Genomic DNA, 19,470 nt, shown 5'->3' with positions numbered 1-19,470 from the left:
CGGAGTAATACCATTACTTGCAAGGAACTTCGATGGCAGCGCATCATGTAGTACGTGCTGCAGCTCTATATTTGGAAAAATACCCTAATACGTCAGCATGTGCTATTAAACAGGTTTTGATTGATTCTTCTACTAAAAACAGACTAACTGAAGTAGGGAGTGGGTCACCTAATCGGCTGCTATATACTGGTTTTATAAAACCAGAACCCTATGAGTTCCCATGGTTAATACCAGTGATTAATAATATATTATTTAATTAATTATGTTCCTTTAATGATTATGACGTATAGGAGGTGAAATATAGTGTAACCAGAAGGTATATAAGTAATGATATATCTAGGGTGGTTGAAGTCACTGCTGCCTTAAATATATAATATCGATTTTAAAATGCGATGATAGGATGTACCTTCCCAGCTAACTTTTACTAATTTATTGATGAAATTTTAAGAAGAAAAAATAATGAAAAAATATATCTCTATTGTGCTATTAATCACATCAGCATTTGCCACGGCCAGTACACCATCAGGTGTAAGAGAAATAGAAACCATAGGGTGTCATAAAGTTGATAATACATGCTATGTTACAATTAAGGGGCCAGCCGTCGGGCCTGTAGAATGCCAAAATAACTCTGTTCGATTTAATGATGCAAATGATGCAAATGGTAAGGCTTCATTATCTCTAATTACAGCAGCTTATTTTGCAGGAAAGAAGGTGTCATTAGCAATTAGTGATAAATGCTATTTACACCAGAATATTTATCCAACATTCGATTACTTCAGTGTGTTGAATTAACGATGGAAATTTGAAGCTTATAATTCTTGACTTGTTAATATCCGCCAATTAAATAACAAGGACAGGCGCATTTAAAAGGCGTCAACACTGTCTTTCATTATTAATCCTGCGACTACCTCATATTCAGCTGGTTTGATGTTATAGCCTGTAAATATTGCTGTTTCTGCCTCTTTACAGGTATTTCAAGCAGGCGGTGCCCTTCAGGAACCATTAATCAAGAGGGGCAGAGTCATTGATTCTGGCCTAGCTTCGTCTCGAACCAAGTCAACGGGGTCAGGTCTTGTCTTTTGCTAATGATGGTCTAAGTTTCACTTAGGCCATTTTTTCTAGAGAAGGTGACCAAAACCTTTACCATTAGAAGAATATAAGCAAATAACAGCTAACAGAAATGACGCAATAGTAGCGGCCTTTGAAAGCGGTGGTTACACACTAAAAGAAATAGGTGACTATTTTTCTCTTCACTATTCCCAAGTGAGTCAAATAGTGACAAAAGGCAAGAACTGAACCTTATTTTTGTATGGTTGGTTCAACGTGGCACACTTTATTGTAGACGATATAAATTTGGAGAAATAAATGAAGCTTAGAGTTATGTTTTTAGTAATTGGATTATTACTTTCCTCTACTAGTTATGCAGGAGAAGTTGCTAGAGGAGAAATTGATGAACTCGTTAACCTCATTGGTAATGAAAGGCTTTTTGCTGTGTTTATGAGTACAAGCTCTAGCGGACCGTGTGCTGGTAAATGGGTTCGCTTCAAGGAAGCGAATTTTGGAAATAACCCTGAAGGATATAAATTTGCGTTCAGTATGGCTGCAACGGCGCTAGCATCAGGAAAAAAAGTTAGACTACATAATTACTTAAGTGACTCGTGTGATGGTGTAACCTTTATTGGTGTGTCTAAATAGAAATCTTGATATCAGTTTGAAGTGCAACATTTAGCGATAATAATAAAAATAATTCCTCTGGTGTTTTAAAGCCTAATCGCTTTCTTGGAGGAGTATTTAATTTCTTGGCAATGGCATTACATTTAGCCTGTATTAAGGAAGCCATTGAGGTGCCTTTTATTAGGTGTTGGCGTATTCATCCACTGGTGTTTTTATTAATATCTCGTTCCCACGAATGGTATGGATTAGCAAAGTAAAACAATCAGTTAGTTGCTCTTTCAATATGTTGGTACTGATAAAATTCAGTGCCATTGTCAGCCGAAATTGTTTTGAAAGGCAGTTCAGCTTTCTTTATTAACTTAATCACCCGTCTATTGAGAGGTTGAGTTGTTCTGTCATCAAGTTGACCAATAAGAGTATAGCCTGACAGGCGTTCAACGAGCGTGACGAGACAGTGGACAGTATCAATTTCCCAGTGCCCAACTTCTAGTCTCAAATTGGCTTGTTCAGGGCGCGCTGAGATATTACGTTTAGCGGTAAGGCGTCCTCGGCTGTCTTTTGACTTATAGCATTTTCGGCGTATTTTCGATGATTGCCTAAGTTTCTTCCACAGGTGTCCGCCCTGAAGTTTATCGGTCCAGGTATACTGATAAATGGTTTCATGATAAATCGTAGGTATTTGTTTTTAATTTATATATTCAAAAGTTTGCTCCGGGTTCCATTCAAGTGGAAGTAGTGCGTCAACGAGGACAAAGCTTAAGGCGCTAAATTGCTTGTTGAGCCTTGAACGACTTCGTCGGGTCACAGCCCTGGAGTGGGCGAGAGCAGGCTGTGGTAATAGGTACTTTGCCGGTTTGCCCTGGATTTTTTTGTACTTCGCGATAGATGGTGCTTTTGTCACGGCCAGTGTAATTGCTATTTCAGGTGTGTTCAAGCCTTGCTTTCTGAGCGCAGAGAGCATATACCTTTCATTCTCAGTGAGTTGTTGATAGTTCATAGTTTTTCACTTCTTGGTGGGAGTAAAAAGTAATGATAGTCACAACTCACTGTTTTTCTTTCTGTGGGTGTGGCACTTACTATTTGAATCCAAGATCAATTGATTTATTAGTCAATTTTTCAGCTTCATTCAACTTTTTGTCAATTCAAGCAATGAAGTGATTGAATCTAAGTTTTTTCACCAACAATATCTAGAGAGTTATAAATGTTAAATATGAAAGTTATGCTTCCTATTGTATTTTTGTTTTCTGCACCTTTAGCGGCTGAGCAAATTACTACGCCTAAAACGGTTAAAAGAGTTTTTTCAGAAGGAACAACATCAGCTGGTTTTTATACTAATGAGGGGATTTCACAGTGTAAGTGGGGGATTATGTATATGGATCTTTCGACAGAAAGCGGTAAAGCTCAATTTTCACAAGTATTAACTGCCAAAACAGCAGGCTTCAAAGTTATACGGATTGATTATACGATTCGTTCTAGTGGTACATGTCTTGCCAGCGGGATTCATATTCAGTAACGTATTTATGGTGATAATTTAGGCTGTCGTGATAATAAGCATCGTATTCGCATGGTGTTATTTAATTATGGGTAAAAATTAAAAATAAAATATTTGTGACTTTATTACTCACTTTATTTGCTTCAACTTCTTTTGCTGGAACGAATGATTGCGGTCACTCTCAGTCAAGAATTTATATGTACAAGGTGACCGTAGTGACGGAAGTTTTCATGGCAATAAGCTGCTAATAATTATGGGGGAAGGAAAGAAACCACAATGTGAAGGTTTTACGTTTGCGTATCTTGGAAATAATGATGAAGCATACCAAGGGGTTTTATCGATGGCATTAACAGCTTATACCGCGGGTAGAAAGCTAAGAGTGGTTGTAAATTATGGTGTTATTACAGCTGCAGGTAGAAGAATAGAATGGATAAACTTTTAATCTGACAATAATTTAATAATTGCCGGAAGTAATTTGGTTCTAACGTATTATTAACTTTAGGTTAGGGAGGTGATTGTTTGTTTTAATGATTCATGATGTTTTATTAAGTATGTTCCTTATTATAGGTTTTAAATTTATTAATTGGAGATATGCAAGTTGGATATTAAAAGAGTAAGTTTAATTATTTGTTGTCTGTTGTTCTCAGGGGGATCTTTTGCAGGTCCAAGCTGGGTGACAGGAAAAATGACATCGCTTCTTGCATCGGCGACTGATCCTGCGATTAGGTTGACAGGGAATATTTCTCCCGACAACTGTGATGGAGGTCAATATGGGTGGTTATACTTTCAGGGCTCACCAGAAGAAAGAAACCGAGTATATTCGAGTGCATTAGCGTTATCACTGTCCGGAAAAACAGTTACTGTTTATACCAATGATAATGGTGGCCAATGTCGAATTAATAATATCCAAGTCACATCAGGCTTGAATTGATTTAAAGTCAATATATCGGACTCGGTAAGTATCTTGATCGTTGGTTGTTCGGAGTATGTGGTGAAGTCTAGCATCACTTATATTTTTCTGTATGCGCCAACGCTTGTTCGGTGGTGTGATAGGAAGAAGGCCAAGAGACCTCCTCCAAATCGATTTTAGCTAAACCCGATTAAGCCAAGTTCAATTAAGCGTTTAACGCTTGCTCAAGATCAGCCAGAATATCGTCGATATGCTCGATACCGACAGACAGGCGGATCATTTCAGGGCTGACACCGGCTTCTTGCTGCTCTTGCGAATTCATCTGACGGTGAGTCGTCGAGGCCGGATGGCAAGCCAGTGACTTCGCATCACCAATGTTCACCAGGCGTTTAAACAGTTGCAGTGCATCATAGAAGCGAACCCCCGCGTCATACCCCTCTTTCAGGCCAAAAGAAAGGATCGCAGAAGGCTTGCCGCCCATGTATTTCTGTGCGAGTTCATAATGGACTGAATCTTTCAGGCCGGCATAGTTTACCCAGCTTACCTTGTCGTGCTGTTGCAGGTATTCTGCGACTTTAAGCGCGTTTTCTGTGTGTCTTTCCATCCGTAAAGACAGAGTTTCTAATCCTTGCAGCAATAAGAACGCATTCATCGGCGACAACGCCGCGCCGGTATTACGCAATGGTACGGTACGGCAACGACCAATGAACGCCGCATCACCGAAGGCTTCGGTATAAACCACGCCATGATAAGACGGCTCTGGCTGGTTAAACACCGGAAAGCGATCTTTATGTTGCGCCCAGGGGAATTTACCGGAATCGATCACAACACCACCCAGCGTGGTGCCATGGCCACCGACGTATTTAGTCAGCGAGTGCACCACAATATCAGCGCCGAACTCGATGGGCTTGCATAGCACCGGTGTTGCCACGGTATTATCAACCACCACAGGTACGCCCTGCGCATGGGCGAGATTGGCTATCGTTTCGATATCAACAATATTACCCGCCGGGTTCCCGATTGTTTCGCAATAAACTGCCTTGGTGTTTTCATCAATCAGCTCGGCCAGACTTTCAGGTTTATCGTCTTTGGCAAAGCGAACCTCAATGCCCTGTTTTGGCAGCATATGGGCAAACAGCGTATACGTACCGCCATACAGTTGCGGGGTCGAAACAATGTTGTCGCCGGCTTCAGCCAGCGTCAGTATGGCATAGTTAATTGCCGCGCTGCCTGCACTCACTACCAATCCGGCAATGCCGCCTTCCAGTGCCGCCATGCGCTGTTCGAGTACATCGTTGGTCGGGTTCATGATACGGGTGTAGATATTGCCCGGCACTTCCAGGTTAAATAAATCGGCGCCGTGCTGCGCGCTATCAAACTCATACGCGACGGTCTGGTAAATTGGGGTGGCGACCGATTTGGTGGTGGGATCGGTTTGATAGCCGTGATGGATTGATAACGTTTCGTCTTTCATCTCTTCTTCCTTGATTAAGTAGACTAACAAGTGTCTCTTTGTACCATGAACAACCAGCTTCGCGCCAATGGCTTTGCCGGTCAGATCTCAGGTGAGGGGCGTAAGGGGCCGCGGTCGGTCAACGTCGTCTTCATCATGAGATCGCGCACAAACGGTCTGATTACGCTATGCTAGCGACAAAATGACGTTACAGTAGTAATTTATGACAATCGAAATTACCACCCTGCCTGAAGCTGAGATAACCTGTGCCAACTGCAAGGCGTGCTGTTGCCGGTTAGAAGTTATGCTCATTACTGAGACCGGCGTGCCTGAGCGCTATATTGAGACAGACGCGTGGGGCGGAAGAGTCATGGCTCGCCTTGATGATGGCTGGTGCGCAGCCGTAGACCGCGATACATTGATGTGTTCGATTTACGAAAATCGACCGCTGATTTGCCGAGAGTTTGAGATGGGAGAATATGAGTGTATCGCCGAACGAAACGATAACTTGTAGAGTAGAATCAACGAGGTTGATGATTTAAGTAATGTTAAAAATCATCAACCTGGCTTTTCACATCGCGCCTTTCTCCAAAAGAGCTGTAAACGCTTAATTTATCGTTAGTTCACCGTCGAGATCAGTCAGGATCATTTTCTGAACATCCAAACCAAGCAGCATCAAAATAAGACACCAATTTAAAAAGGGAATGTTACTTTTTTCTAAATTATCGTTGAAATGGGTGCTGTTCCAATCAAATGATGCTGATAAGTCACTGATTGTTAATCCCGTAAATGCATTGTCACCGACAATTTCTCGCAGTTGATCGGCGGAAGGCGTCACAAATTTATTGGCAGGGCGAAAAGCACTGGCATTGAATGTGCCCAGAATTTTACGGATATCAGCCGGTAACGGTCGACCCTGATTCTGAATATTCGGTCTGCCGACTAAAGCCGCTAAGAAGCACCAGCAAGCATACGGGATCGTCGAGATTTCAAACGGCTCTTTTTTATACCTTGCACTCCAATCGCGGAACTTACGCTCTGGTATTGCGGTAATTTTTACCAAGGTCGCTGAGTCGTAACCGTACTCACGCAACAAATTTAAAATTTCTGCGACTTCTGAAACGAAAGGCTTTGTCCATACATTGGATGGCGCAAATGTGTTTTCTCTTATCACGGACGAGTCTCTTCTTCAAAAGTGAGCCTACGTAAGTAAGCGTAGTCTCTTAATTGTATTCTAATCTGTCAGCCACTTTCATTATTTGCACTACTGTTATGCTAAATAGCGACTTTTAAGCGAACTGGCTAAATCTGATGATGTTGGCTATTTTGATGAGAGATAATACTGATAACTCTCAAGATGTCTATCACAGCACAGAAATACTAATGCAAATAATCGATCCACAGGCTCAACAACACGCTCCCATCATGCGCAGTGCATGCTTTCGTTTTTATCAAGAGCTCAATGATTTCTTACTCCAAAAACAGCGCAAAAGAACGTTTTCATATGCGTTCTCAGGAAATCCATCAGTTAAAGACACGATTGAAGCGATTGGGGTGCCTCACACAGAAATCGATGTGATATTGGTCAATGGCGAGTCGGTGGGTTTCGAGTATCAGATGCAGGGCGGAGAGTATGTCTCTGTTTATCCGGAATTTGAATCTGTAAGTATCATTCCTCTTGTTCACCTTCGTTCACCGCCACCACGGGAAACAAAATTTGTCGTGGATGTTAATTTGGGAAAATTAGCAATAAAGCTGCGGTTACTCGGATTTGATACCTTGTACCGTAAAGATTTCAGCGACAGCGAAATTGTTAAACGGTCTCTGGATGAGAAGCGCATTATTTTGACCCGTGACAAGGGTATTTTTAAATACAGGGCGGTCACTCACGGATACTGGGTCCGCAGTGATGATCCTAAAAGACAGTTAAGGGAAGTGATTACCCGCTTACAGCTGGAGAACCGTTTCAGACCATTTACCCGCTGCTCAAATTGCAATGAGCAACTGCACCCGGTTGAAAGCTGGCGGCTCAAAGGTCGTATACCTGATGATATCCTGCTATTTTCTGATGGCTTTATGGAGTGCGAGGGGTGTGAAAAAATTTATTGGCGAGGGTCCCATTATGACCGCATATGCAAATGGATTGATCAATTAAAAGTCAATTAACTCTGCATATTGAAAGGGCTTTTGAATATTAAGATGCAATTTAAATACAATACCAAACGGGGATAAAATACCATCTATTGAAGGCGGACTTCCGCACTTATTCTTTTTCATGAAGGGGAACGTATGATTGTAATTACTGGTGCCAGTAGTGGCTTGGGTGCCGCGCTGGCAAATTTGTATGGTAACGAGGGACAAGCACTGTTACTTACCGGACGCAGTGAGCAACGTCTATCACAGGTGGCGAAAACGATTTCTGGCGCAGTTCAGATAAAACCGGCTGACCTGTGTGATCCGCAGGCTATTTCAGCTTTGTTCGATTCGCTGGAGCACGCACCGGATACCGTGATCCACTGCGCTGGCAGCGGTTATTTTGGTCCTATTGAAGCTCAGCAGCCTGAGTTGATTGGCGAACTGATCCACAACAACGTGACATCGGCGATCTTATTTTTGCGTGAGTTGGTGAAGCGCTACCGTCATGACAAGGTCAATGTCGTTGTGGTGATGTCAACGGCGGCGCAGGTCGCCAAAGCCGGGGAGTCAACGTACTGTGCTGCCAAATGGGCCGTGCGGGGGTTGATCGAATCTGTTCGTCTGGAGCTGAAAGGCAGCCCGATGAAGCTGATCGCGGTGTATCCCGGTGGAATGGCGACTGATTTCTGGCAAACCAGTGGCAAAGATCTTGATACCTCCGGTTTTATGACCGCAGAGGAAGCGGCTGCAATGCTGAAACATGCGCTGGTCAGCGCCGAGCACGGTTATGTTTCTGATATTACAATCAATCGCTCTTAGCCGTTAAATTCAAATTGCCAGTGCCCCCCATAATAAAACCGGCAGGGTGATAATGGCGAAAAAATTACCGAATAACACCATTGATGCCACATTGGTCGGCTCGACATTAAATCGCTCAGAAAACAGATAGTTCATTACTGCCGGCGGTAGCATGGTGAACAGCACCATCATTTGCAGCTGTTGATGAGGCAACGGAATGAAAACATAAATCATGGCGAAACTGAAAGCTCCTGTGCCGAGGCTGAACAAGGTGGCCATTAACCCGGTGCGTAAGCCTGTCAGGCGCAGGTTGATCATCTGCGAGCCTAACGACAGTAACATTACCGGGATCGAAGCCTGGCCTAACAAATGGGTGGCCTCGTAAAGTGGTTTCCAGACCGGAATGTCCAGTAAGTTAAATGAGAGAGCGGCCAGCGTTGCCAGCAACAACGGGTTTTTAAAGAGCTGCTTAATCGACAGCGATTCTTTGTTGCTTAACAGTGCCATGCCGACGGTGATATGTAAGATAGTCGAGACCACAAACAGCAACACGGCTGAGGCCATGGCGGTTTCACCAAAGGTATAGCTGAACAGTGGAATAGCGAGATTGCCACTGTTACGAAACATCTGCGGCGGCGCCCAGGCTTTAAAGGTGATCTTATTGACTTTACATAGGGCGATCATCAACAGCCCGGGCAAAACCACCGCACAAACAGCGGCGGTCAGCAAGGAAACCTGTGAGGTGTCAAGCTTCATGGTCACTAACGACGAGAAGATAAGTGCAGGCACAAACACATCCATGTTGATGCGGTTGATCGGCTTAAAATCGGGTTTCAGCCGTTTGCTTATCACATAGCCGACGAGCACAATCGCAAAAACAGGGAACAGAATACTGACGACTTTCTCAAACACCTTAGCTTCCTTGCTCGGTTATTGGTTCAGGACTATTGGATATCTGGTTTAGGTTTTACCATAACGGTTTATCGTACAAAAAGTAATATCAATATCAATATCAATATATAGGGTGGTCCATGAGTGGATGCGGCCCCCGCCCCTTTTTGATAGCGTTTTGAACCTATCTAATACTCAGTGCATATAATGGAAGAGACAGAATCTAACCATAAGCAGGTTTGATGTGATAACGGTATCTTTAGTTAATAGTGCAGTCGTTGCGATTGCCGTGATGATCCATTACGAATTTTTGTATCATCTTACGACACTTATACCAAAAATGAAGATTTTGCATCGGTTCAGAATTGTCTTTGGGGTCTTCGGTGCTTTGATCGCTCATACGGTTGAGGTATGGGTCTTTGCATGGGCGTATTATTATATGCATCATTCTGAAGAGTGGGGAAGTTTAGAAGGTAATTTCAATGGCAGTTTATTGGATTGTGTCTATTTTTCATTCACGACATTCACGACCTTAGGTTTTGGTGATATAGAACCATCCGGAGATCTGAGGTATTTAACCGGCGTTGAATCATTAACGGGTTTGGTATTGATCACCTGGACGGCTTCTTTTCTCTATCTTGAAATGCGACGTTACTGGAACTTGAAATAAATAACACACGTGACGGGGGCGAAACGGTACAAGTGTTTGGGGTGTCACCATCTCGATAAAGTTTTTTAGTTGGCTGAAAAAGTGAGACAAAGAATGGCTGCTGATGAAAGCAAAGGCAAATAACATTACCGTTACATATATCACGGTTCAATTAAGTAAATGTAATAATATGTAAACTAATTGATCTCAATCATAAGTACGCCTAAAGATGTATTTAATATGTACTATTAGGTGTGGTAACTTAGGTAAAAGCCTTACTTGGGAGTTCATTGGTGGAAAAATTCAGCATTTTCAGAGCGATGATTTTTCGTGTGTGCTTGTTTGTTTCGCTGTCTGTCGGGGGGATCTCACAGGCAAGTGCGCTGTTTGTCAGTCCGCCAAAGGATCCTATTCCTCTTATCAAAGAAACATTTCCTGACGCAACAAAAATTGCCGATAAGCAGGGGGAGCTCCCCGTCTGGAGCATTTATAAAGATCAGGACATCATAGGTTATGCCTTTGAAACTAATGATATCGCTAAAATTCCCGCCTATTCGGGCGAACCGGTCAATATGCTGGTCGCCATTGATCCACAAGGAAACTACCTCACCGCCAAAGTACTGGAGCACCATGAACCGATTATCCTGGCGGGTATCCCGGAGCCGAAGCTGTGGGCGTTTGCTGATCAGTACAACGGACTATCGGTGAAAGACCGAATCAAAGTTGGCGGTAACAAGAGTCAGGGGTATGTTGCTGTTGATGGTCTGTCAGGTGCCACCGTGACAGTCATGGTGATGAATGTCGCAATAACCAAAGCGGCAAAAAAAGTGGCTCAGTCACTGGGAATTATTAACAAGCCGCAAGCCGTTATCCAGCCGCCATCGACCATCCATCAAGACGAATTTACAAAAGCTGACTGGCGCCAGTTAACGGGTGACGGTTCGATACGCAAACTCTACCTAACCAATGAAAAAATCGATAAAGCCTTTGTCGGCACAGAGGCTGAGTATATTGATAATGCGCCTGCTGAAGAAAAGCAGAATATGTTTGCTGAAATCTATTTTGCGCTTGCGGATGTACCTACTATCGGGCGAAATCTGTTCGGCGATGCCGACTATGAATGGCTAGTGAAATCACTGAAGCCGGGTGAGCACCTGGTGGCTGTTTTGGGTAATGGCTACTCGTTTAAGGGATCGGGGTATGTGCGGGGCGGGATCTTCGATCGTATCCAGATCCATCAAGATGAGAATGCAATTTCATTTCGTGATCTCGACCACAACCGTATTACGGATCTGTATATTGAAGGGGCTCCGAAGTTCAAAGAAATGTCGGTGTTCCGGATTCAGGCGCACCATGAATTCGATCCGGGAGCGAGCTGGCAGTTAGAACTGTTGGTGCGACGCCAGACTGGCCCGGTCGATAGTCTGTTCACCAGCTTCAAAGGCAGCTACGATATGTTGGAAAAATATGTCGATACGCCGCCGGCGATTGTGCCCGAGCCGGAGTTGTCCTTGACCCAGCAGGTATGGAAAGAGCGCCAGCTTGAGGTGGTTATACTCTTGGTTTTACTGGGTGTCTTGCTGTTAATTCTGTTTTTCCAGGATGTACTGGTTCGTCACCCCACCTTTATGCACAACTTGCGTCATGGCTTCCTGGCAGTGACAGTGGTGTTTATCGGCTGGTCATGGGGCGGGCAGTTATCGGTGGTGAATGTCTTCACCTTTTTACAGGCCCTGATGAGTGACTTTTCCTGGGATCTTTTCTTGCTCGATCCGATTATTTTTATCTTGTGGTGTGCAGCAGCGGTTACGATGATCCTCTGGGGACGTGCAGTTTATTGTGGCTGGCTGTGCCCGTTTGGTGCCTTGCAAGAGCTGGTCAATCAAGTTGCCCGATATTTCAAAATGCCTCAATATGAATTGCCGTATGCCGTGCATGAACGTTTGTGGGCAATCAAATACCTCATCTTATTAGGTTTGTTCGGGATCTCTCTCGATTCGTTAGCAATGGCTGAGCAGTTTGCCGAAATCGAACCGTTTAAAACCACCTTCCTGTTGAAGTTTGATCGTGAATGGCCGTTTATTGCCTGGGCCGTCTTCCTGATCGTACTGAATCTGTTTAACCGGAAAACCTTCTGTCGCTACTTGTGTCCATTAGGCGCGGCACTGTCGGTCACCAGCAACGCACGTTTATTTAGTTGGTTAAAACGTCGCCCTGACTGCGGCTCACCCTGTAAGACATGTGCGAAAGAGTGTGAGATCCAGGCAATCCAGCCCGATGGTGTGATCAACATGCGTGAATGCCATTACTGTCTGGACTGCCAAGTTACCTATTACAACGAAGAAAAATGTCCGCCACTGAAGAAACTGGCGCGAAAGAAACGTAAGAATACTGAGCTGGAAATTCCAGTGGTCATTACTGAATAAGTACCGAGTAACTACTGAATAACAAGGAAAATAAGCGGAAATATAAAGCAGTCTCTGTAAATAACCCTACTAGTATAAATATCGTGGTCGCGTAAATAATAACGGTATGGAGAGCCAACCATGAGTGATAATAAGAACAATGATCAGTTAGAACAACATAACGAAGACGGATTACCCAATGTAGAAAGGCGTAAATTTTTCGGTAAAACCGCCGCTATCGGTATTGGCGCGGCAGTCGCCCCGATGTCAGCCGCAATGTTTGCCTCAATGGCGCAAGCCCGGGCAGCAGAAGCGGGTAACAGCCCGTTTGTCCATCCGGGCGATTTAGATGAATATTATGGTTTCTGGAGTGGTGGTCATTCCGGCGAAGTGCGCATCATGGGGTTGCCATCGATGCGTGAATTAATGCGTATTCCTGTGTTTAATACCGATAGTGCAACAGGATGGGGCCTGACCAACGAAAGTAAGCGGGTCAAAGGTGACAGTGCAGATATTTTGGTGGGAGACTCACACCACCCTCATATGAGTATGACGGACGGCCGATACAACGGTAAATATGTTTTTATTAATGACAAAGCCAACAGCCGGGTTGCTCGTATTCGTTGTAATGTCATGAAAACCGACAAAATGATCACCATTCCGAATGTCCAGGCTATCCACGGATTACGGGTACAAAAAGTACCTGAGACCAAATATGTGATCTGTAACGGGGAATTTGAAATTCCGATGAACAATGACGGCAAGTCGTCATTGGAAGATGTCAGCACCTACCGTTCGTTGTTTAACGTGATTGATGCCGAGAAGATGGAAGTGGCATTTCAGGTCATGGTTGATGGCAACCTGGATAATACCGATGCCGACTACGACGGTAAATATTTCGCTTCAACCTGCTATAACTCTGAAATGGGGATGACGCTGGGCGAAATGATCACGGCTGAACGAGACCACGTCGTTGTTTTCAGTCTTGCGCGTTGTGAAGCGGCGCTGAAAGCGGGTGAATTCAAAACGTACAATGGTAATGATGTTCCTGTTCTTGATGGCCGTAAAGGTTCTGAACTCACTCGTTATATCCCTGTTCCAAAATCCCCTCACGGGATGAATACATCGTCAGACGGTAAGTATTTTGTGGCTAATGGTAAGCTATCGCCAACCGTTTCGGTTATCGCAATCGACAAGCTTGACGATCTGTTCAGCGATAAAATAAAGCCACGTGACACTATCGTTGCAGAGCCTGAGCTGGGTTTAGGTCCTTTGCATACCGCCTTTGATAACAAAGGCAATGCCTATACGACGTTGTTCCTTGATAGCCAGATTGCGAAGTGGAACGTAGAAGATGCCATCAAGGCCTACAATGGCGAAAAGGTCAACTACATCCGCCAGAAGCTGGATGTGCATTACCAACCCGGTCATAACCATACCTCTCAGGGGGAAACCCGTGATGCCGATGGTAAATGGCTGGTCTCTCTCTGTAAGTTCTCTAAAGACCGTTTCTTGCCAGTCGGGCCGCTACGCCCTGAAAATGATCAGCTGATTGATATTTCCGGTGATGAAATGAAGCTGGTCCATGATGGGCCAACCTATGCAGAACCCCATGACTGTATCATTGTTCACCGCAGCAAAGTGAAGCCGCAGAAACTCTGGACACGTGATGATCCGATGTTTGCCGAAACACTGGCAATGGCGAAAGAAGACGGTGTCGACGTAATGACCCAAAATAAAGTGATCCGTGAGGGCAACAAGGTGCGTGTTTACATGACCTCGGTTGCACCTAATTTCGGCATGACTGAGTTTAAAGTGAAGTTAGGCGATGAAGTCACCATGGTCGTTACCAACTTGGATATGGTCGAAGATGTTACCCACGGTTTCTGTATGACCAACCATGGCGTGCAGATGGAAATTGGTCCTCAGCAGACATCATCCATTACCTTTATTGCCAATAAGCCAGGGGTTCAGTGGTACTACTGTAACTGGTTCTGTCATGCGTTACACATGGAAATGCGGGGTCGTATGCTGGTTGAGGCTTGATGTTCTGCTTCGATATAGCCTGAGTCGGTAACCTGACCGACAAAGTGCCAGCCAGTCTGGCACTTTGTCCCTTTCCCTATTTTGTCTGGCCATTGTGTCGCCTATTTGTCATAACGAAAAAATCATCATGGTTGGCCCTTTGTATCATCATCTTTGTGCCTTCATTTTTTAAGTCGTAGCAGGGAAGTTAAAAACAATCGATGATTAAACCATTAATTACATTACTCATTATGTTTTGTCTGCAGCCTGTAGTCTTTGCCAAAACCTACCGGGTGACGGCTGCCGACAACTTGCAAATGGTACTGGATGCGACATCGGATGGCGATGTTGTATTGCTCGCGACCGGTGAATATAAGGGCAACTTTGTCCTGCGCAATGCCATCACCTTGACGGACAATGGAGAGGCCATAATCAATGCGGGAGGGAAGGGGCATGCCCTGCAGCTGACAAGCTCAGATATCCTGATTGAGGATCTGACCATCATTAATTGGGGCAGTGATTTAACCGCGCAAAACGCCGGAATCTACTCCGACCGGCAAGCTAATAATCTGACCATTCGTAATAATAAACTGCAGGGTGACGGGTTTGGTCTCTGGTTACAAGGCGGGAAGCATATCAAAGTGGAGGGTAATCAGGTCGAAGGCAATCCCACGTTGCGTTCGGCCGACAGAGGCAATGGTATTCAGTTGTCAAAAGTCGAGGACGTTGAAGTTACCGGTAATACGATCAGCAAGACCCGAGATGGCTTGTATATTATCGCCAGCCAGAACAATATTTTGAAAAACAATACCATGCACGATCTGCGATATGGTATCCATTATATGTATTCCCACAGTAATCAGGTGCTTAACAATCTGGCTTATAACACGCGGGCGGGATATGCACTGATGAGTTCGCGAAAACTGACGGTATCCGGTAATGAAAGCCGAGACAGTGAAGACTACGGTTTTTTGATGAACTTTATTACCTATTCCGATATCAGCCATAACCGGATTAAAAATGTCTGGACCAAGCCAGAAAACAAAGTCATGGGGCGAGACGGTAAGGGGTTGTTTGTCTATAACTCGGGGTACAACACCATCAGTTATAACAGTATTGATACTGCTGAAATTGGTATTCATCTCACGGCCGGTTCAGAAAATATTAAAGTATTCGGTAATAGTTTTATTAATAACCCGGTGCAGGTGAAATATGTCTCTAACCGGGAGCAGGAGTGGAGCCATGACGGCATCGGGAATTTTTGGAGTAATTATCTTGGCTGGGATCTGAACAACGATGGCAGAGGCGATACCCCATTTGAGCCCAATGACGGAATAGATAAATTAGTATGGCAATATCCGGAGGCCAAAGTATTACTCGATAGTCCGGCAATCCTGACGTTGCGTTGGATACAAAAACAATTTCCGGTACTTAAACCTGCAGGGGTAAAAGACAGCTTTCCACTCATGACACTGCCGTCAGAGCCGGAAAATAAATTATCTGAAAAGCGGCTACTGATAAACCAGGCTGCGGGGTAACAGCATGACGATGATCTTCTCAGAAACAGCGACCTCTCCAGTTGTTTCGTTGCACAATACCAGCAAACACTATCAGCAGGTTGAAGCGCTGAATAATATCACTTTGCAGCTGGCTGCCGGTGAAGTGCTTGGCTTGTTTGGCCATAATGGAGCCGGTAAAACGACGATGATGAAATTAATCCTCGGGGTTATCGAAGCCAGTTACGGGAATGTAACGATCTTTGGCGTTGATCCACAGTCAAAGCAAGCCTGGCACAGCCGCCGAAAAATCGGCTATTTGCCGGAGAATGTCAGTTTTTACGATCACCTTACCGGGTTGGAAGTACTGACTTATTTCTCCCGATTAAAATCGGTGAACAAAAGCCAGGTAATTGGATTACTGGAACAAGTCGGACTGACGGCAGCCATGCACCGCAAAGTGAAGACCTATTCAAAAGGTATGCGGCAACGACTGGGTCTAGCCCAGGCTTTTTTGGGTGACCCCAAATTATTGCTGCTTGATGAACCTACCGTGGGCCTTGATCCCATTGCGACCAAAGAATTTTACCAGACGGTTGATCGCCTTAAGAGTAACGGTGCCAGTATTATACTGTGCTCCCATATTCTGCCGGGCGTGGAGCAGCATATCGACAGGGCGATGATTTTGTCGGGGGGAACGTCGCGGGCAATAGGGACCCTGGCCCAATTACGCGAACAGGCCCGTTTGCCTGTGGCGATTCATACCAGGGGCCTCAATGGCGAACTGCGAAGTGATCCGGCCCTCAGTGCATTGCGGGTTAATGACAACCAGTTACTGGTGCCGGAAACCGATAAACTGGCTGTGGTGCGTAAACTGCTCAGTTACGACCATATCAGTGATCTTCATATTGAATCTGCTAACCTGGATCAGCTCTACCAGTATTACCTCAATGATGAGAGTGCCCCGTTCTCGAATGCACCAGAAACATTAACTAAATCAGAAGTGCTAAATAAACCAGAAGCATTCGATAAATCGGAGGCATTAAGATTATGAACCCAGTTTTTGCTGTTGCGATAAAAGAGTTTCAGGATGGGCTCAGAAACCGCTGGCTGATTTCCATTACCCTTATTTTTGCGGTGCTGTCTTTGGGGCTGAGCTATTACGGCTCTGTTGCTTCAGGGCAACTGGGGGTGGCATCTTTATCGTCGACGATTGCCAGCCTGTCCAGTCTCGCGGTATTTCTTATCCCGTTGATTGCGCTGCTATTAAGTTATGACAGCTTTGTCGGAGAGCAGGAATCCGGCACTTTGCTGCTGCTGCTAACCTATCCGCTGAGTCATAATCAGCTGTTATTTGGTAAATTTTTAGGACAAGGCGCGATCATTACCCTTGCCACCTGCCTCGGCTTTGGCAGTGCCGCTTTCTTGCTGGCGATACAGTCCGATTTCGTTAATGTCATACCGGCATTCAGCCTGTTTATCCTCACCGCTACCCTGCTGGGGCTCTGTTTTATCGCGATTGCCTACGTGATCAGCTTGTCAGTGTCAGAGAAGTCCAAAGCGGCAGGTATTGCATTGATGATCTGGTTCTTCTTTGTTCTGGTTTTTGATTTGGCGTTGCTGGCCATTCTGGTCGGGGTGGAAGAAGGATTGACGCAGCAGCATCTGGTACAGCTGATGATGTTCAATCCGGCCGATTTGTTCCGTTTGATTAATCTGGCGGCGTTAGATACCGGTGATGTTAGTGGCGTGCTGGCTGTGGCCATCGACGAAAGCCGCTCACCAGCGACCTTGTTGCTGATGATGGGAAGCTGGATTGTGGCACCGTTAGCGGTAGCCTCTTTCGTATTCAAAAATAAGAAACTGTAGAAACAACAAGCTTTAATAATAAAAATATTCACTCAGTTTGTAACTTTTTAGTAAGGGAATGATATATGCGTCGTTTACACCCACTAAGAACCCTCAGTGTTGCCCTGTTGCTGGTATTAGGTGTTGCCTGCAGCGAGCAGGAATCGTCAGAAAAAGCCATGGTACGTCAGGCCGTCGCCATAGAGCAGGCCGATGAATGTCACTTGTGCGGCATGATCATCAGCAACTATCCGGGCCCCAAAGGCGAGACCTATAACAAATCATCGAATTCGGTCAGTAAGTTTTGCTCTACCCGGGATTTATTCAGTTTTGTCCTGCAACCGGAAAATATCCGTCAGATCAAGGAAATCTATGTTCATGATATGAGCAAAACGCCCTGGCAACGTCCGGAAGACGAGTATTTCATTGATGCCCGAGAGGCCTGGTATGTGATCGGCTCAGAGCAAAAGGGGTCGATGGGTAAAACCCTGGCGAGTTTTGGCAACCAAGCCGATGCCGAAGTCTTTATTAACGAGTTCGGAGGTAAGCTATATAGCTTTGGCGAAATAACGATTGATGTACTGTGAAGAAGACCCATTAAACATCACAGCCCGCTGCAAGTGACCAATAAATATGTCAGAAGCCCGAGTTATTGACAGAAAATGTCGCATCAACAGCCGCAGAGCTGGGCTAGGCTCGGGGAATTGAAGTCCGGTATCGTTTATATCCATCAAGTACCAACAAAATTAAGGCTAGAATAATAAACAAGTAGGTCGGCATTTCATTGGTGGCAATGGAATCGCCAATCAGTAAACCAACAATAAAGATAAACGTGGGTTCAACGTAGCCCAGTAAGCCAAACAGGGAAACCGTCAACTTAGAGTAGGCATAAAGATAGAGCTGCATTGGGGTAATGGCGACGACGGCTAAAACGATGTAATAGATGTAAGTACTCACCGATAGCTGTAAGAAATACTCCGCTGGATAGAGATAGAACATGGCGATAAAGGCAAACGGCATCAAGATGATATGGTCGACTGCCAAGCCAACATCTGTTGCCAATGGAATGTTTTTTCGATGCATAAAGTAGAGCGGATAGCCGAGAGCCACAACCAATACCACCCAAGAGATACCAGAGGTTAATACATAGGCGTAAAGGGTTCCAGCTGATGCAAAATAACATGCAACTTTCTGTAAATGCGACAAGCTTTCTCGATAGAAAAAACGCCCGATTAACACTAAGACAATGGGCATTGTGAAATAACCCAGCGCGAGATTGAGCGTTTCGCCATTGGCTGGAGCCCAAACGAAAAGCCAATACTGAGGGGCAACGAGTAAGGCAGACAGGCAGTATTTGGGCCACATTTTCCAGTCGCTCAATGCTTTCCTGAGTAGATGCATTCGCTTTGTCGCCAGCAATAAAACAACAAACAGTAACGTGCTCCAAATTACTCGTTGAACCGCAAGCCAGTGGCTTTCTCCACCGGCGATTAAGCTTTGTGGCATATGAGGTTGTAATTGAACGTAAGCAGGAATTAAAGCAAACATCAACGAGCATAAGATTGACGCCATGACCCCTTTCGCCCGGTCAGACTTTAGATAATTGTATTGATTAAACATCGCCAAAAATTGACTCATTAATATTCCCTGCCGCTACGTGGGCAATTTTGAATTAACACCATAAAAAAAGCGC

The 19,470-nt window shown here is 44.8% G+C and carries 19 protein-coding genes and 1 pseudogene; 15 read left to right on the top strand and 5 right to left on the bottom strand.

From position 1 onward, the window contains the following. Positions 1–17: 17 nt before the first annotated feature. The 3 genes from AC2204_RS12000 to AC2204_RS11990 all read left to right on the top strand — a co-directional run bounded on the left by AC2204_RS12000 (position 18) and on the right by AC2204_RS11990 (position 1,695). Positions 18–260 (top strand): S8 family serine peptidase, encoded by a 243-nt coding sequence (locus AC2204_RS12000; protein ID WP_318925756.1) that lies wholly within the window; start codon positions 18–20, stop codon positions 258–260. 199 nt (positions 261–459) lie between these two features. After that, on the top strand, positions 460–792 hold the full coding sequence (locus AC2204_RS11995; RefSeq protein ID WP_318925755.1) for a hypothetical protein: 333 nt from the start codon (positions 460–462) through the stop codon (positions 790–792). 573 nt (positions 793–1,365) lie between these two features. Beyond that, positions 1,366–1,695 carry a DUF5992 family protein gene (locus tag AC2204_RS11990; protein ID WP_318925754.1) on the top strand — a complete coding sequence of 110 codons (330 nt, stop codon included), beginning with the start codon at positions 1,366–1,368 and terminating at the stop codon, positions 1,693–1,695. Here AC2204_RS11990 and AC2204_RS11985 read toward each other — a convergent pair. Beyond that, positions 1,688–2,671 (bottom strand): annotated as a pseudogene (locus AC2204_RS11985) (IS30 family transposase). The gene AC2204_RS11990 and the pseudogene AC2204_RS11985 overlap by 8 nt on opposite strands. A gap of 204 nt (positions 2,672–2,875) precedes the next feature. On the opposite strand from AC2204_RS11985, the gene AC2204_RS11980 reads away from it, so the two are divergent. Next, positions 2,876–3,187 carry a hypothetical protein gene (locus AC2204_RS11980; protein WP_318925752.1) on the top strand — a complete coding sequence of 104 codons (312 nt, stop codon included), beginning with the start codon at positions 2,876–2,878 and terminating at the stop codon, positions 3,185–3,187. Between the two features lie 232 nt (positions 3,188–3,419). Then, positions 3,420–3,608 carry a hypothetical protein gene (locus tag AC2204_RS11975; RefSeq protein WP_318925751.1) on the top strand — a complete coding sequence of 63 codons (189 nt, stop codon included), beginning with the start codon at positions 3,420–3,422 and terminating at the stop codon, positions 3,606–3,608. A 673-nt stretch (positions 3,609–4,281) separates the two neighbouring features. Here AC2204_RS11975 and AC2204_RS11970 read toward each other — a convergent pair. Further along, on the bottom strand, positions 4,282–5,550 hold the full coding sequence (locus AC2204_RS11970; RefSeq protein ID WP_318925749.1) for an O-acetylhomoserine aminocarboxypropyltransferase/cysteine synthase family protein: 1,269 nt from the start codon (positions 5,548–5,550) through the stop codon (positions 4,282–4,284). Between the two features lie 202 nt (positions 5,551–5,752). Here AC2204_RS11970 and AC2204_RS11965 point away from each other — a divergent pair, with 202 nt between their 5' ends. Beyond that, positions 5,753–6,043, top strand: coding sequence for a YkgJ family cysteine cluster protein (locus tag AC2204_RS11965; RefSeq protein ID WP_318925747.1), 291 nt, complete (start codon positions 5,753–5,755; stop codon positions 6,041–6,043). 93 nt (positions 6,044–6,136) lie between these two features. Here the strand turns inward: AC2204_RS11965 and AC2204_RS11960 are convergent, their stop codons facing one another. After that, on the bottom strand, positions 6,137–6,703 hold the full coding sequence (locus AC2204_RS11960; RefSeq protein WP_318925746.1) for a hypothetical protein: 567 nt from the start codon (positions 6,701–6,703) through the stop codon (positions 6,137–6,139). Positions 6,704–6,840: 137 nt separating this feature from the next. Between AC2204_RS11960 and AC2204_RS11955 the strand changes: the two genes are divergently transcribed. Further along, positions 6,841–7,695 carry a Mut7-C RNAse domain-containing protein gene (locus AC2204_RS11955; protein WP_318925744.1) on the top strand — a complete coding sequence of 285 codons (855 nt, stop codon included), beginning with the start codon at positions 6,841–6,843 and terminating at the stop codon, positions 7,693–7,695. 123 nt (positions 7,696–7,818) lie between these two features. Further along, positions 7,819–8,484, top strand: a complete 666-nt coding sequence (locus AC2204_RS11950; RefSeq protein ID WP_318925742.1) for an SDR family NAD(P)-dependent oxidoreductase — start codon at positions 7,819–7,821, stop codon at positions 8,482–8,484. Positions 8,485–8,493: 9 nt separating this feature from the next. Here AC2204_RS11950 and AC2204_RS11945 read toward each other — a convergent pair whose 3' ends face one another. Then, a complete protein-coding gene (locus AC2204_RS11945) occupies positions 8,494–9,375 on the bottom strand; it encodes an AEC family transporter (protein WP_318925740.1) in 882 nt (293 codons plus the stop codon). Positions 9,376–9,598: 223 nt separating this feature from the next. Here AC2204_RS11945 and AC2204_RS11940 point away from each other — a divergent pair, with 223 nt between their 5' ends. From AC2204_RS11940 to AC2204_RS11910, 7 genes are all read left to right on the top strand, one after another. Further along, complete coding sequence (locus AC2204_RS11940) at positions 9,599–10,024, top strand: potassium channel family protein (protein ID WP_318925739.1); 426 nt, start codon at positions 9,599–9,601, stop codon at positions 10,022–10,024. A 272-nt stretch (positions 10,025–10,296) separates the two neighbouring features. Then, positions 10,297–12,429 carry a transcriptional regulator NosR gene (gene nosR, locus AC2204_RS11935; protein WP_318925738.1) on the top strand — a complete coding sequence of 711 codons (2,133 nt, stop codon included), beginning with the start codon at positions 10,297–10,299 and terminating at the stop codon, positions 12,427–12,429. 120 nt (positions 12,430–12,549) lie between these two features. Next, on the top strand, positions 12,550–14,454 hold the full coding sequence (gene nosZ, locus AC2204_RS11930; RefSeq protein ID WP_318925737.1) for a TAT-dependent nitrous-oxide reductase: 1,905 nt from the start codon (positions 12,550–12,552) through the stop codon (positions 14,452–14,454). Positions 14,455–14,654: 200 nt separating this feature from the next. Continuing rightward, the gene (locus AC2204_RS11925; RefSeq protein ID WP_318925736.1) at positions 14,655–15,971 is read left to right on the top strand and encodes a nitrous oxide reductase family maturation protein NosD; all 1,317 of its coding nucleotides are present in this window, start codon (positions 14,655–14,657) and stop codon (positions 15,969–15,971) included. Between the two features lie 4 nt (positions 15,972–15,975). Continuing rightward, positions 15,976–16,983, top strand: coding sequence for an ABC transporter ATP-binding protein (locus tag AC2204_RS11920; RefSeq protein WP_318925734.1), 1,008 nt, complete (start codon positions 15,976–15,978; stop codon positions 16,981–16,983). Then, positions 16,980–17,798 (top strand): ABC transporter permease, encoded by an 819-nt coding sequence (locus tag AC2204_RS11915; RefSeq protein WP_318925733.1) that lies wholly within the window; start codon positions 16,980–16,982, stop codon positions 17,796–17,798. Before AC2204_RS11920 ends, AC2204_RS11915 begins: the two co-directional genes overlap by 4 nt. A gap of 65 nt (positions 17,799–17,863) precedes the next feature. Then, a complete protein-coding gene (locus tag AC2204_RS11910) occupies positions 17,864–18,364 on the top strand; it encodes a nitrous oxide reductase accessory protein NosL (protein WP_318925732.1) in 501 nt (166 codons plus the stop codon). Between the two features lie 103 nt (positions 18,365–18,467). Here AC2204_RS11910 and rarD read toward each other — a convergent pair whose 3' ends face one another. Further along, the gene (rarD, locus tag AC2204_RS11905) at positions 18,468–19,415 is read right to left on the bottom strand and encodes an EamA family transporter RarD (protein WP_318925730.1); all 948 of its coding nucleotides are present in this window, start codon (positions 19,413–19,415) and stop codon (positions 18,468–18,470) included. Positions 19,416–19,470: the final 55 nt, after the last annotated feature.

Source organism: Photobacterium sp. (genome assembly GCF_057456235.1).
The sequence above is the reverse complement of the archived record's forward strand: the minus strand, read 5'-3'. Positions and strand labels throughout refer to the sequence as shown.

Coding starts and splice junctions, on each gene's coding strand:
- AC2204_RS11920 (WP_318925734.1), top strand. CDS start 15,976: ATGACGATGATCTTCTCAGAAACAGCGACCTCTCCAGTTGTTTCGTTG.
- AC2204_RS11990 (WP_318925754.1), top strand. CDS start 1,366: ATGAAGCTTAGAGTTATGTTTTTAGTAATTGGATTATTACTTTCCTCT.
- AC2204_RS11995 (WP_318925755.1), top strand. CDS start 460: ATGAAAAAATATATCTCTATTGTGCTATTAATCACATCAGCATTTGCC.
- AC2204_RS11975 (WP_318925751.1), top strand. CDS start 3,420: ATGGGGGAAGGAAAGAAACCACAATGTGAAGGTTTTACGTTTGCGTAT.
- rarD (WP_318925730.1), bottom strand. CDS start 19,415: ATGAGTCAATTTTTGGCGATGTTTAATCAATACAATTATCTAAAGTCT.
- AC2204_RS11910 (WP_318925732.1), top strand. CDS start 17,864: ATGCGTCGTTTACACCCACTAAGAACCCTCAGTGTTGCCCTGTTGCTG.
- AC2204_RS11915 (WP_318925733.1), top strand. CDS start 16,980: ATGAACCCAGTTTTTGCTGTTGCGATAAAAGAGTTTCAGGATGGGCTC.
- AC2204_RS11980 (WP_318925752.1), top strand. CDS start 2,876: ATGTTAAATATGAAAGTTATGCTTCCTATTGTATTTTTGTTTTCTGCA.
- AC2204_RS11925 (WP_318925736.1), top strand. CDS start 14,655: ATGATTAAACCATTAATTACATTACTCATTATGTTTTGTCTGCAGCCT.
- nosZ (WP_318925737.1), top strand. CDS start 12,550: ATGAGTGATAATAAGAACAATGATCAGTTAGAACAACATAACGAAGAC.
- AC2204_RS11970 (WP_318925749.1), bottom strand. CDS start 5,550: ATGAAAGACGAAACGTTATCAATCCATCACGGCTATCAAACCGATCCC.
- AC2204_RS11950 (WP_318925742.1), top strand. CDS start 7,819: ATGATTGTAATTACTGGTGCCAGTAGTGGCTTGGGTGCCGCGCTGGCA.
- AC2204_RS11965 (WP_318925747.1), top strand. CDS start 5,753: ATGACAATCGAAATTACCACCCTGCCTGAAGCTGAGATAACCTGTGCC.
- AC2204_RS11955 (WP_318925744.1), top strand. CDS start 6,841: ATGATGTTGGCTATTTTGATGAGAGATAATACTGATAACTCTCAAGAT.